The organism is Sphingobacterium sp. NPDC055346, assembly GCF_053645235.1.
In genome coordinates this window covers 229,140-243,493 of sequence record NZ_JBSHMI010000003.1, presented here as the reverse complement: position 1 = coordinate 243,493, position 14,354 = coordinate 229,140, and the positions used below count along the sequence as shown (strand labels likewise).

Annotated in this window: 11 protein-coding genes; 2 read left to right on the top strand and 9 right to left on the bottom strand. The window is 40.4% G+C overall.

The annotated features are described in order from the left end of the window. Positions 1-24: 24 nt before the first annotated feature. The 3 genes from rnhA to lon all read right to left on the bottom strand — a co-directional run bounded on the left by rnhA (position 25) and on the right by lon (position 3,755). A complete protein-coding gene (rnhA, locus tag ACWICE_RS07980; RefSeq protein ID WP_185217237.1) occupies positions 25-531 on the bottom strand; it encodes a ribonuclease HI in 507 nt (168 codons plus the stop codon). A 55-nt stretch (positions 532-586) separates the two neighbouring features. Continuing rightward, positions 587-1,120, bottom strand: coding sequence for an FUSC family protein (locus tag ACWICE_RS07975; RefSeq protein WP_185213625.1), 534 nt, complete (start codon positions 1,118-1,120; stop codon positions 587-589). A gap of 172 nt (positions 1,121-1,292) precedes the next feature. Continuing rightward, complete coding sequence (gene lon / locus ACWICE_RS07970; RefSeq protein ID WP_185213624.1) at positions 1,293-3,755, bottom strand: endopeptidase La; 2,463 nt, start codon at positions 3,753-3,755, stop codon at positions 1,293-1,295. A 324-nt stretch (positions 3,756-4,079) separates the two neighbouring features. Between lon and ACWICE_RS07965 the strand changes: the two genes are divergently transcribed. Beyond that, positions 4,080-4,748: a tetratricopeptide repeat protein gene (locus ACWICE_RS07965; RefSeq protein WP_093095065.1), complete on the top strand. Its 669-nt coding sequence runs from the start codon at positions 4,080-4,082 to the stop codon at positions 4,746-4,748. A 63-nt stretch (positions 4,749-4,811) separates the two neighbouring features. Here ACWICE_RS07965 and ACWICE_RS07960 read toward each other — a convergent pair whose 3' ends face one another. The 5 genes from ACWICE_RS07960 to ACWICE_RS07940 form a co-directional block, all read right to left on the bottom strand. Then, positions 4,812-5,339, bottom strand: a complete 528-nt coding sequence (locus ACWICE_RS07960) for a helix-turn-helix domain-containing protein (protein ID WP_185213622.1) — start codon at positions 5,337-5,339, stop codon at positions 4,812-4,814. Positions 5,340-5,411: 72 nt separating this feature from the next. Then, positions 5,412-6,923 (bottom strand): NAD(P)H-hydrate dehydratase, encoded by a 1,512-nt coding sequence (locus tag ACWICE_RS07955; RefSeq protein WP_454298041.1) that lies wholly within the window; start codon positions 6,921-6,923, stop codon positions 5,412-5,414. A 60-nt stretch (positions 6,924-6,983) separates the two neighbouring features. After that, complete coding sequence (locus tag ACWICE_RS07950; RefSeq protein WP_454298040.1) at positions 6,984-9,248, bottom strand: prolyl oligopeptidase family serine peptidase; 2,265 nt, start codon at positions 9,246-9,248, stop codon at positions 6,984-6,986. A 64-nt stretch (positions 9,249-9,312) separates the two neighbouring features. Next, positions 9,313-11,844: an ABC transporter permease gene (locus ACWICE_RS07945; RefSeq protein WP_454298039.1), complete on the bottom strand. Its 2,532-nt coding sequence runs from the start codon at positions 11,842-11,844 to the stop codon at positions 9,313-9,315. After that, positions 11,841-12,512 carry an ABC transporter ATP-binding protein gene (locus tag ACWICE_RS07940; protein ID WP_185213618.1) on the bottom strand — a complete coding sequence of 224 codons (672 nt, stop codon included), beginning with the start codon at positions 12,510-12,512 and terminating at the stop codon, positions 11,841-11,843. The genes ACWICE_RS07945 and ACWICE_RS07940 overlap by 4 nt, the downstream gene beginning before the upstream one ends. Positions 12,513-12,553: 41 nt before the next feature. Here ACWICE_RS07940 and ACWICE_RS07935 point away from each other — a divergent pair, with 41 nt between their 5' ends. After that, positions 12,554-13,240 carry an arylesterase gene (locus tag ACWICE_RS07935; protein WP_254528304.1) on the top strand — a complete coding sequence of 229 codons (687 nt, stop codon included), beginning with the start codon at positions 12,554-12,556 and terminating at the stop codon, positions 13,238-13,240. Positions 13,241-13,820: 580 nt separating this feature from the next. Here ACWICE_RS07935 and ACWICE_RS07930 read toward each other — a convergent pair. After that, a complete protein-coding gene (locus ACWICE_RS07930) occupies positions 13,821-14,270 on the bottom strand; it encodes a hypothetical protein (RefSeq protein WP_454298038.1) in 450 nt (149 codons plus the stop codon). Positions 14,271-14,354: the final 84 nt, after the last annotated feature.

Below are 14,354 nucleotides of genomic sequence, written 5' to 3'. Positions count from 1 at the left end.
GAACATAAATGAAAAAGGCTTAGATTAAATATCTAAGCCTTTTTGCAATTCTGCTTCAAATACAGAATCTATTTTCCATGTGGACTTATCTTTTGATGCCTTAACAGCCAATTGGTCACATCGCTCATTTAACGGATGCCCAGCATGGCCTTTTACCCATACCAACTTGACCTTATGCAGTTTATACACATTCATCAACCGCATCCAAAGGTCTTTATTCTTCTTTCCTTGAAATCCTTTCTGAATCCAGCCATATACCCATTTTTTATCTATGGCATCGATGACATATTTCGAATCCGAAAATACGGTCACTTGCTGATTGAGGTTCTTCAAGGCTTCTAGACCAATGATAACTGCCAATAATTCCATTCGGTTATTGGTCGTTTTCCTAAAGCCTCCAGAAAATTCCTTTTCGATTAGTTTACCTTGAAATTCAGGATTTGCCCCTTGATAAATTGCCCTTAAGATAGTTCCATAACCACCAGGACCAGGATTTCCGCTGGATGCGCCGTCAGTATATAATTCAATCATTGCCGTAAAAATAACGATTTAATTGTAAGTGATGGATTTATATTGTAACTCGCTGTTAGGCAGGCTCCGTAAATATCTTGTATTTTTCCCGCATGAATTGAATCACTCCTGAAGATACAATCACGATCGTCAACCCTATAATACAGCCAATACCCGTCGATAGTGCACGATAGATTGGCGTATAGGCAATCTGTGTATGGTGAGGTTCTATCATTATGATCAATAAGGCCACGATTGCTACCCTTGCCATGTTCAGGATCTTGAATCCCCAACATAGGAAAATGGTCAGCACGATACCTGTCATAATAGAATATACCGACTTTGGCAACAGCCAAACACAGCCCATGGCTACGACCGACCCTACAAAATTCGACTTGAATCGCTCAATTGAAAGCCTTTTCGAATCCTTTTCCTCAGGAGAAATAACTAAAATAATGGATAATAATGCCCAGAAGACCTCAAACTGTTTAAACCTTAGATACAATAAGTATCCAATAACAAAACCAATCAGACACCGGATGATATAAATTAATAGAGGTGAGGTAATGACCCGCTTGACAAACCTCGCTGTATTACTGTTGAGATTCATTGCCGCAAAAATACTGTTTATTAAATTATAATTAAAATTAACCTCATAAGATTGAATGACCCTGACAAACCGTTTTGGAAATCAGTCATTAACAAGAAAACTTTAGATGTTGTACACAATAAAAAAGGCACAATTTTGAATTAATTGTGCCTTAGATATTATGCAATATAAATTAGTAATTCTCTCGATTTAATTGTTTTGCGTTCTTAACTTTTTCATCCAGTAGCGCCAATTTAACCACTTCACGCATCTCGCTTACATAATGGAAATTCAAGTCTTTGATATAATCTTCCTTGATCTCCAAAATATCCTTTTGGTTGGACTTACTCAAGATGATATCCTTGATGTTTGCGCGCTTAGCCGCTAATATTTTCTCCTTGATCCCTCCTACTGGCAATACCTTGCCACGAAGAGTGATCTCACCGGTCATGGCCAATTTAGGTTTTACCTTATGTTGGGTAAACAAGGATGCCAAGGCAGTCAACATGGTGATGCCGGCAGATGGTCCATCTTTAGGTGTAGCACCGGCAGGCACGTGAATATTCACATCCCATTGATCAAAGACTTTAAAATCAATTCCAAACTCATCAGCATGAGAGCGTAGGTAGGCCATTGCAATGGCAGCAGATTCTTTCATCACGTCACCTAAGTTACCCGTCAAGCTCAGCTTCCCTTTTCCCGGGCTCAAGCTAGATTCAATAAATAGGATATCACCGCCAACCGAAGTCCAGGCTAAACCAGTTACAACCCCAGCGATATCATTGTTCTCATACAGGTCCTTGTCAAAGATTGGTGGACCTAAGATTTCCTCCACATCCTCTGCCGAAAGGTTATGATCATACGGTTTTTCCATCACGATCCTCGTTGCAATACCGCGTACGATCGAACCGATTTTCTTTTCCAGACCACGGACACCAGATTCACGGGTATATTCTTCAATGATTTTCTCAATCATCTTAGGTTTCAGAGCAATGTCTTTTGCTTGGATACCGTGCATTTCACGCTGCTTAGGCAACAAGTGTTTCTTGGCGATCTCAATCTTCTCCTCAATGGTGTAACCATTGACTTCAATAATCTCCATACGGTCCAAGAGTGCAGGCTGCACACCGCTCAATGAATTGGCAGTGGCAATGAACATCACTTTGGATAGATCATATTCCATTTCCACATAATGATCGTAGAAGTGGGTATTTTGTTCAGGATCCAAAACCTCCAACAAAGCTGAAGAAGGATCACCTTTAAAATCAGAACCTATTTTATCAATCTCATCCAAAACAAACACAGGGTTTGAAGCACCTGCTTTTTTCAAGGATTGAATGATACGCCCAGGCATGGCGCCGATATAAGTTTTTCGATGCCCCCTGATTTCCGCTTCATCACGGATACCTCCCAAGGCCATACGGGTATATTTTCTTCCTAAAGCTTTAGCAATAGATTTCCCCAACGAAGTCTTACCAACTCCTGGAGGCCCTACCAAACATAAGATTGGAGCTTTCATATCATTTTTCAGCTTCAAGACAGCCAAATATTCAATGATACGTTGCTTCACTTTTTCCAGACCATAATGGTCTTTGTTCAAAACCTTTTCTGCTCGAGCCAAATCGAAATTGTCCTTGGTAAATTCACCCCATGGCAAATCCAACAACAATTCCAAATAGTTCAACTGCACCGAATAATCAGCAGCAGCGGGATTGATACGGGCCAATTTCTCCAATTCCTTTTGGAAATGTTTGCCCACATCCTCTCTCCATTTTTTCGCTTTTGCCCTTTTCTTCAGTTCTTCGATTTCAAGGTCCGGGGTATTCCCTCCCAATTCCTCCTGAATGGTCTTCAGTTGTTGGCTCAAGAAATAATCGCGTTGCTGCTTGTCTAAATCAATCCTCACCTTATTTTGGATTTGATTCTTCAGCTCCAACATCTGGATTTCAGTCGTCAAATGCTCCAACAATTGTTTAGCACGCTTCACAAAATCCTTGATTTCCAATAAGTCTTGTTTCTGCTCCAGCTCCAATGAAAGATTTGAAGAGATAAAGTTCACCAGGAAAGTAGGACTTTCGATATTCTTGATAGCAATTCCTGCTTCACTTGGTAGGTTTGGCGAAAGTTGAATAATCTGCAAAGCCATTTCCTTCACAGAAGAGATCAAAGCCTTGAATTCTTTACTGCTCGTTTTTGGTTTATCCTCCGGAAATTTCTCTACACGAGCGATCAGGTAAGGCTCAGTCTGAACCAATTCCTTTAGTTTCACACGCTGCTTACCCTGAATGATCACCGTTGTGTTACCATCAGGCATCTGAAGGATCTTGATGATATGGGCTACAGTCCCTACTTTGTTCAATTGTTCAAAAGTAGGATCCTCAACCGTCATATCTTTCTGCGATACCACAGCAATAGTGCGATCACCCTTATAGGCATCCTTTACCAATTTAATAGACTTATCTCGACCAACCGTAATAGGGATCACCACACCCGGAAAAAGAACCGTGTTCCTAAGGGGTAGAATCGGGAGTTGATCGGGAATTTCTGCATTCCTCATTTCATCCTCATCTTGTTGAGTCAATAAGGGAAAGAATTCAGTTTCTTCGTTTATGATAGGTAACGTTTGATTAAAATTGAATGAATCAAATTTGTTCATATGTACATGTCCAGCTTGCCGACATCTTGTCAGACGATCAGCTATTTTTTATTTTAAAATTAATGAACTCATATAGTGCAAGCAAAGTGCCAAGTCCGAAATTTGGTACATTTTATGCTATTATTGATTTGTATCTGTTAAATCGTCAGTAATCAGCACATTCTTTGTCACCTTTGTGTATAGATTTCTGCAATATTTAGAAGCAAGTTACAAAATGTGGAAATGTTTATAACTATTGATTGCGGCGTTAAACTATTTAACAGATTTTTACTCTATTAGTAGGAGTATAGAAATTTACAGGGAAAACAACATAAAAATTCAGACATGAAATTAAATAACTTGAATACACAGATGAAGACGATTAAGATTGGGTTAGCTACTGTTGCTTTGGCATTAGCTACAATGGGTGCACAAGCACAAGAAAAACAACACAGCGATCCAAATGTACGTGCTGGTGAAAAAGCATTATTGGACGGTGATTTTAAAACTGCAGCAACTCAATTCGAAAAGGCATTACCTAATGCTGGAAACGAACCTGAAGTTGTGTATTTATTAGGTTACTCTCAATTCCAAAATGGTGATTACAAAAAAGCTATCGCTAATTTCAACAAAGTAATCTCCTTGGATGCCAAAAACACTTCTGCTTACTACTACAAAGCAAAAGCGAACAACAACATGGCAGTAAACAAAGAATTGAAATTGAGCAACCAAGAACGTGAAGCTTTATTGAAATCTGCTACAGCTGACTATACTAAAGCAATCGCTATCAATGCAAATGACGCAAAATTATATCAAAACCGTGCTATTGCTTACCGCGATCTAGGAATCCTTACAGGTACTAAAGGTGCGGCTAACTACAATAAAGCAACAGCTACTGACGCGTACAACAAAGCTATTACAGACTATGAGAAAGTATTGACTTACGATGCTTCTCGTAAAGACATCCAAACTGAAGTTAAAAAAGCTACAGTTTACCGTGATAACCTTAAATAACAATTGAACAAAAACAGAAAGCCCGCAATTTGCGGGCTTTTCTGTTTTATTTAAATTTCAAGATTAGATCAACTGTTTCTTATAAACAGAAGGGCTAACCCCGGTCGTCTTTTTAAATTGGTTGCTCAAATGAGCGATACTGCTGTATTGCAGTTGTGCCGCTATCTCCGCCAAAGTGGCATCATAGCTCAACAGCTCTTTAACCTTTTCAACCTTTAGGTTGATTAAATATTTTTCGATACTCTCCCCTTGGACTTCGGAAAACGCACTACTCAGATAGGAATATTCCAGATTGAACCTTTCTGATAGATAACTCGACGTTTTGATTGACATTGACTCCTCCGCCTTCAACATCTCTGAGAGCGCTATTTTTATCTCTTCGACTAAAATCTGTTTCCTATCCTTTAATACTTCAAATCCAATCAACTTGAGCTCTTGATCAAATAGAATACGTTCTGCGTCTGTAAAGGGTCTGCTTAAGTTAATGGAACCAATACTCACATCACCAAATGGAACATCCATCCTTTTCAAGATCTGTTCAACTGCCATAACGCAGCGAGGACATACCATATTTTTGATGTGAACTTGCATTGGATAAAGATAAGGATATTTTACCGGACCTAAATTAGCCTCTAGTCCAATGCTATCATTTGAATTTCATATTTACTCACTTTCATTCAAGAGATTCATAAAGGCAGAGGCCAAATGATCGATCAGATCAGATGCAATCAAACTGGTCTCACCTACCCAATCTTTCGCAAAATCACCTGCAGAACCATGAATATAAACCCCGAGAACAGCTGCATCTAAGGCATTATAACCTTGGGCAAGCAAACTACTGATAATACCGGTCAATACATCACCAGTTCCTCCAGTTGCCATACCAGGATTACCGGTAGAATTGAAATAAACCTCAGCAGCAGGATTCACAATAGCCGTGTTTGCTCCTTTGATGACCAAAATCACTTGGTTTTCACTGCAAAATGCTTTCACTTTATCCAATTTCTCCAAATCATTCTCCCATTCTCCAATCAAGCGTCTTAATTCCTTAGGGTGCGGGGTCAGAATAGTATTAATAGGTAGGTGCTTCAACAGATGTTCATTTTCAGCGATGATGTTTAGGGCATCCGCATCCAAAACCATTTTACTGTCCTCAGCAAGAGATTGCAACCATATTCCAAAACCGCGAACGGTTTCTTCATCCTTTCCCATCCCAATACCAACCCCATATGCAGAAAACTCACCCTGAACTTGGAAGTCAACTAACTTTTCTTCCGATGAATCCAATAAGACCATAGCTTCTGGAAAACCGATCTGCAAAACATTGTAGCCACATTTCGGGATATAAGCAGTTACCAGACCACAACCAGATTTTAGGGCAGCCTTTGTAGCCATTAAAACTGCTCCCATTTTCCCCAAACTTCCTCCAACAATTGCTACATGTCCAAAGGTACCCTTATGCGAATACCTTGACCTGGAACGCAATAAGATATCAAGCATTCCTGCTTCAACATAGCGATTTGATGTACTTTGCTTCAGGATAGAATTCTCATCCAAGCCGATGTCCAGGACTTCGAATTCTCCTACAAAAATGGAATTCTGAGGAAGTAACAGTGCCAATTTAGGAAACTGGAAGGTGTAGACCTTGCTGGCACGGACAATAAGGTCTTCAAATTGACCAACAGCATCCAGCATTAAGCCAGAGGGCATATCAACCGATATTATCCTGCCTTGAAAATCATTCATCTGTTCAATGACTCCTCGCCATTCATCAGAAAGAGTTGCACTCAATCCATACCCAAATAAACAGTCTATTAAAAATCCTTCTATGGGAAGATCGAGGTCATCATCTAAATCGAAATACTGTATGTTGTCCAATTTATCTTGGTTCAACTGATTGTCGGCCGTATAATGATCCGACTTCAATAACCGAACTTCTACATCGTAGCCTGAATCCATCAATTGCCTCGCAATAGCTAATCCATCACCACCATTATTGCCCTTTCCACAAACGATGGCAATGGGCAGTTCCTTGATGACATCAAAATAATCATCCAAGATTGCCGTGCTGACTATGCTAGAAGCACGCTCCATGAGTTCCCAAGAATTGATCCCTTCATTTTGGATGGTTTCCTGGTCTACAATTTTCAACTGATCAGCGTTTAGGATTTTCATAACCGAATAAAATAAGTATAGCTCCTAAATTTAGGAGCTATACGCTTATATAACAACAGATTAATTTAAATGTTTGTGGAAAAAGCCCATCATGGCTTTATAGAATTCTATCTGATTTTCCTCTTTTCCAAACCCATGACCTTCATCATACTTCACCATATAAGGTACATCAACACCCTTTTCACGCAAAGCCTTTACAATTTGATCCGCCTCCGCAATTTTCACCCTCGGGTCATTCGCTCCCTGAACCACAAATAATGGGGCCTTTATTTTATCTACATGGAATATTGGAGAAACTTCTTTAGCAATTTCCGCTTCTTTTGGATCATCAAGATCATACCAAACCTGATAGAGCATTTCTTTATAAGGTTTCCAATATTCTGGAATGGAATTCATTAAGGTAAAGATATTGGACACCCCGACATAATCAACTCCCGCTTTATATAGATCCGGTGTCTTGGTCAGTCCTCTTAATACGGCATATCCTCCATGCGAACCACCATAGATAGCCACATTATCCTTATCAATCTGGCCCTGATCAATGACGTATTTAATACCATCTTCCACATCATCCATAGCTTTTCTACCAATTTCCTTGAAACCGGCCTTTAAAAAATCCTTACCGTAGCCTCCTGACACCCGGAAGTTGACTTGCAATGTCGCAAATCCATGAGCAGCAAATAATTGTGCTTCAGGATTGAACCCCCAACTATCACGAACTCCTTGTGGCCCTCCATGTGGATTGACGATCAATGGAACTTTCTTTCCATCCAAGGCTTCTTTAGGTAAGGTTAGATAACCGTGCAATGTCAGCCCATCCCTTGATTTAAAAGAAATCGGACGCATCTCAGCCATATCTGCTTCCTTCAATTGCGGCATCAGATCATAAAGTAAAGTGATCTTTTTAGTTCCAGCATCTAAATGGTAGTATTTTCCGTACAGCTTATCGCTCTGCACAACCACTAAATATTGATCCTCCTTATCTGTCTTCCCAACTATGGAATATTCATAATTCGGGAATTCCTTCTGGAACAGGGAATAGATCCCTTTGAAAGTTTCACTCTTGGGTTCAATCTCCACTTTCTCACCCTCATAACCCACATAGTCCAACTCCCAATTTCTATTCCTGGATAGCCCTAGTATGGTAGCATCATAATCTGGATTGGAATACACTTCCTTGATCAACTTTTTCTGACCTAGATCATACAGGACGATCCTAGCCTTGTCCGAATCCAAATTAGTTAACACATAGGCCTCGTCTGGATTTTTAGAGGCATAATTAAATGACAATACTGAAAAAGTATCATACCATTTCGTTGTGCCAAACAATTCAAACTCCGTTTTTCCCTGAGGTTTATAGAAAAATTGGGTATTTACTCCATTTTGCATCTTGGCATAGCCGCGTAAGTTTCCATCTTTATCAAATTCATAACCTACAATAGCATTCTCAGGATCCGTATTGGTAAAAAGCTTTTCCATTTCACCGGTCTGCACATTGACCTTGTACGGTTCAAAAACTTGCTTGTTATCCTTGTTCATTTGGATAATGATTACATCCTTTTGTTCCTTCAGCATATTCAGGATTCCTGCTTGAACGCCTTCAAATGGTGTAAGGTCAATATTCTTCGTACCATCAATATTGACAGCATACAGATGGTAATTCTCATTTCCTCCTTGATCCATAATGTAGACCAAACGTTCATCATTCACCCAGCCCATACCACGGATCAATTCATCTTTCTCTTCTATCGCTCTGACCACTTTACCAGTAGCGACCTCCTTTACCATTACATGGCGTTTGTTGTTGGCGTCTTTTTCGCGATAAGAGATGTATTTTCCATTCGGCGACAAGGCAAAACTAGAGGATTTTGGTTTGGCAAAATAATCTTCTACCTTGTACTTGTAATTACCATTCCCCAGTTCTATCAATTTCGCCAATTCAGCGTCTGTTGAAACTAAACTTGGATCTCCGGGTTTGCTGATCTTGGTCTTAGCCAATTTCAATGGAAATTCCATTCCTGATTGCTTAAATATTCCTTCGAGATATTCCCCTTTAAGTTCTCCTTCATAGGATAAAGCTGGTTGCTCCATCGCCAGATTAAGCTTATTGTTCTCGAACTTTACGGTCGACATGGGCAATCCTGATGCTCCTTGAGCAGGGACATCCATGGTTGCCGCTAAATTTCCGTCTTTGTCACTGATGTGAAAGATTAACTCCATTTTGGCCCCTTGGACCTCAAGTTCTCCCTTCCAATCACCAGCAACCTGAGCTTTAGTACTTATCATACCCAAAAGTACAAACAGCATTGTGAATAATTTTTTCATAATCTAAATTCAATTTGTTAGTGTGTAAATTTAACATATTGTTACAATATTTTCGGTAAATACCTTATTCTTTTCGCAAAGCTTCTAAAGGAGAACGATTGATGACTGACAAGCTGTTGATCAATCCGATCAGAACAGTCAATCCCACAATCAGCACCAACAACAAAGCGATCATACCAATAGATGGCACAAATACACTTTCAAAAACAAAAATAGCTAATAAATAACTCGCTAGAAGTGAAATTATTATACCCGTTAAGGCAGAAAGCAATCCTAAAAACAGGTACTCACTGATGGTAATGAGATAGATCTGCTTTCTGCTTGCGCCTAATGTACGCAAAAGCACATTTTCGCGAATCCGCTGAAACTTGCTGATCCGCACCGAAGATATCAAAACGATGATTCCTGTCAGGATACTGAAAGCCCCCATAAATTGGATGATAAACCCAATTTTATCTAGAATTTCCTGCAGTACCGTTAAAACAGCATTCATATCGATTACGGAAACATTCGGGAAATTATTGACGATCTTCTGTTGAAATTTACTGGATTCTATTTCTGTAGGCACCTTAGTCATCATCAGATAAAACTGGGGTGCTTGATCGATGCTTCCCTTGGCAAAGACAACCCTAAAATTAGATTGGAAGCGATTCCAATCTACTTGTCTGATGCTACTGACCTTTGCAGGAATGATCAATCCCTGAACATTGAAAGACAACCTATCTCCAACCTTTACCTTGATGTTATCGGCATAATTCTGGTCCAAAGAAACCGAGGCGGTATCCTTATTTCCCACAACCCCTACCCATTTACCGGAAGTAATGCTTTCCGTTTTGGTCAAAGAATCGCGATAGGTCGCACGGATTTCCCCGCGAAACGCTCTTGAAGAAACTTCACTGCTGGTATCTGCAACCACATCCTTTAAAGTCACGCCATTGACACTCTGCAATTGCATGGTAACAACAGGTACTGCTTCTAATATGGGATAGCCCTCCTCTTTCGCCATTTTAGAAAGCGATTCATGCTGCGAAGGCTGAATATCAAACATCAGCATATTGGCCTGACTCTGTTCTGAAGAGATTTTCACCCGATTGATCAATAGATCCTGCACCAAAAACATGGTCGAGATCAGAGCCGTTCCCAGACCGATGGATATCATCAAGATCACCGTTTGGTTATTAGGGCGGTAAAGATTGGACAAGCCCTGTCGCCAGAGATAAGGCCATCCCTTCGGAAAGAATTTCCTGATAAGATATGTGAAAGCCTTTGCTACACCGTAAAGCAATAAAAAGGTAATGCCTACTCCTGCAACAAAAACTAAAGTCTGTATCCAATCTGCCATTTGAAGCCTGGCAAATCCGGTAATAAAGATCAAGATCAAAAGGTACACCCACCAGCTCATCTTATCCTTAAACATGCTTTCCTCTTTATCTGAAATCCGAATAGAGTTCAGCGGAGAAATATTTCGTACGGCCAGAAGTGGCAACAGCGCAAATAAAACTGCTATAACGACACCTAAACCAATGCCTTCTAAGATGGCAAGCCAGGACACACCAGTCGTCAAGCTCACTGGTATGACATCTTGCATGACCACGGGAATTAAATATTGGATCAAGGAGCCTAAAACTGCTCCAATGATACCTCCGATTAGCCCTATACCTGCAAATTGAACCAAAAAGATATAAAAGGCCTGCTTCGCTGTTGTACCCAAACATCTCAACACAGCAACAGAAAGCAGTTTTTCGCGAACATAGATCTGAACGGAACTTGATACGCCAATACAGCCCAGCAACAGGGCCACAAATCCTACCAATTCCATAAAGCTAGCCATGTCGGCAAAAGACCTACCGGTATTTTCTTTTGTAGTCTGTATGGTTGATGCCCTCAACTGCAGCTCCTCAATCTTTTTATCTAATTTTTCAACCTCCTTATCAACAGCAAATCCTTTAGGCAATTTAAAATAATAATGGTATTCAATTCGACTTCCCTGCTGTTGCAGGCCCGAATTCTTCAATTGGGCAATCGGTACAAAAACCGAAGGTGCCATGGCTCCTGCTATGGCAGCCTGTCCAGGCTGGGAAAGCACATTCCCTAAGATTGGATAACTGTTGTTCCCAAGTTGGACGGAATCATTTACCACAGCGTTAAATTGCAACAAAAGTGAATTCTCCACATATACACCGGCCTTGGTACCAAAATCCCGATAGCTATCGGAAGGATTAGTTTCCACTTCACCATAAAAAGGATAATGACCTTCAATGGCACGTACTTGCACCAATCTGGAGCCCTCCGCCTTTGGAAAACGGATCATGGACATAAATCTTTCTTCCTTGGCAAAATCCTCACTCATACCCTTAAGGGAATCAATAAATTTCATGGCTTCTGAAGAAGGCTCCCTGCGGCTTTCCAGTTCCAGATCCGCACCGATCAATTCCGCAGCTTGCGAATCAATGTCCTTCCTCAGATTTTCATTAAAGGAATTCATTGCAACCAAGGCCGCTATCCCCAATATAATGGAAGATATAAAGAGGAATAACCGCGATCTATTTTTCCGGCTATCCCGCCATGCCATTAAGAGTATCCAGCGCCAATTCATTGGATCCTTCCTCCCTTAATTGGAATTATCTTTTGTGTTTTGGCCGCTAGGTCCAGATCATGGGTCACGATAACCAAAGTAGTCCCAGATTCTTTATTCAATTGAAACAACATGTCTTCAATGATCGCGCTGGTTTCTGCATCCAGGTTTCCAGTGGGTTCGTCTGCAAATAATATCTTAGGTTTATTGGCAAATGCCCGCGCCAAGGAAACCCGTTGTTGTTCACCACCCGATAGCTGGGAAGGGTAATGGTCTGCACGAGAAGATAGACCTACCTTGTCCAACAGTTCCAAAGCATCCTTTTGTTTATTCTTCATTCCCCGCAATTCCATCGGAACCAATACATTTTCCAATGCTGTAAGCGTAGGCAACAATTGGAAATTTTGGAATACAAAACCAACATGTTCATTTCTTACCTGAGCCAATTTATCCTCGCTCAGCCCGGTTAATTTTATTCCATTTAGGAGGATATCCCCTTCCGAACTTTGGTCCAGACCCGCGCACAAACCTAACAAGGTGGTCTTGCCGCTGCCTGACGGTCCCACAATAGAAACGGTGGAACCTTCTTCTATTTCAAAATTGATATCATTTAAGACTGGGATTTTATGGTCTCCAATTTGGTAATTCTTGAAGACATGCTGAACTTGTAGGATCATAGTAGATGACATATCTAATAAATTTATATATTATTTTTAATTAAATTAGCCTTATGAATCACATCAAATCTATAATATCAGCCGTTTCCGTTGTTTTTTTACTTGCATCTTGCAATAACTCCAACCCACAGCAGAAATCTCCATCATCTTCTGATAGTACAACGCTCGATACGACCAAAACAGAAAGCAGCAAGCGCATCCTGTTTTTCGGCAATAGTTTGACAGCAGGATTAGGGTTAGATGACCAGTCGGAAGCATTTCCGGCCTTGATACAAGGCAAAATTGACTCTTTGAATTTAGGGTATACCTGTATAAATGCAGGTCTGAGCGGCGAAACTTCAGCCGGTGGAAAAGATAGGGTTGATTGGTTATTGAAAGATAAGATTGATGTATTCGTCCTTGAATTAGGTGCCAATGATGGACTACGTGGGATCTCACCAGATGCCACTTACCAAAACCTAAACGAAATTGTTAACAAAGTCAAAAAAGCATATCCAGATTGCAAGCTTGTTCTTGCAGGGATGATGGTTCCGCCAAGCATGGGTGATCAATATTTCAAGGATTTCGCAGCAATATTCCCGAAACTGGCCAAAGAGCAGAACATGACCTTAGTACCTTTCCTATTGGACAAAGTTGCCGGAATCCAAACCCTGAACCAAGGTGATGGCGTACATCCCACTAAGGAAGGACAACAAATCTTAGCAGAAAACGTTTGGGCGCATTTAAAAGGTATATTATAGGGTATATGGGCAAAGAGCATAAATTATCCATGATCATTTTGGCCCATCCTCTAATCCTCGTTGGGTGAGTTGCGTCGAAGGGGATCCTGGGTCAACATAGCCTACAGTTCCTGCACCTTCGGTGCAGAATGACAGCATCTTTTAAAAAAAAGCCTACAGATTCTTCACTGATCGTTCAGAATAGCAGTGTGCTAAAGAAACTTCCTGCGGAACCTTAGATCTTGGTCAAGCCGGTGGGTGAGCCTGTCGAACCCCCATCCGAAGCCTGAGTTGCGTCGAAGGGGATCCTGAGTCAACATAGCCTACAGTTCCTGCACCTTCGGTGCAGAATGACAGCATCTTTTAAAAAAAACAGTCTACAGATTCTTCACTGATCGTTCAGAATAGCAGTGTGCTAAAGAAACTTCCTGCGGAACCTTAGATCTTGGTCAATCCTCCCATCCTTTCCATCCTGGTTCATTCCCAGATCTTGGTCAATCCTCCCATCCTTCCCATCCTGGTTCAAAAAAAAGGATTCCCTTTCGGAAATCCTTAACTAAAAAATTTAAAAAACAACTAAAATTCTTGAATGCAACAACCCTTATTTAAGGAAGACTTGTTGGTGTAATTGGTTGATATCGATATCAGGGAACTGTCTATCAAAATCAATTGACATATCCATCGAATCAATTTGGCCATCGCCATTGGAATCCCAATCCATTGAAACATAATATTTAATGGAATCTCCTTCTTGTACTTCTGGTTTGATCAATGTTAAATGGTCCATTGGGATTTCAAAATCCACGGTAAAGGGCACTTCTGCTGCCTCAAAGTCTACTTCATCTATCATGGTAGCTGATACATCGGCTACATTTGCTGGTACGGCAAATAATTTCACTTTTCCTTTGCTATTCTGAAGGACAGAATCTTGTTGACCTACAAACTCCACGGTCAACAATTGAGGCCCTTTTACGACTTCACCAGATCCCTTAAGTCCGCAACTGCTCAGGAACAAAGCACAAAGGCCACAAAAAACTATTAATTTTCTCATAACTTAATTATTTTAACGGTTAAATATAGTTTAAATTCTAATAACTCAAAGAAAGTTTTAATAGTTTAACAAAAACCTAACATA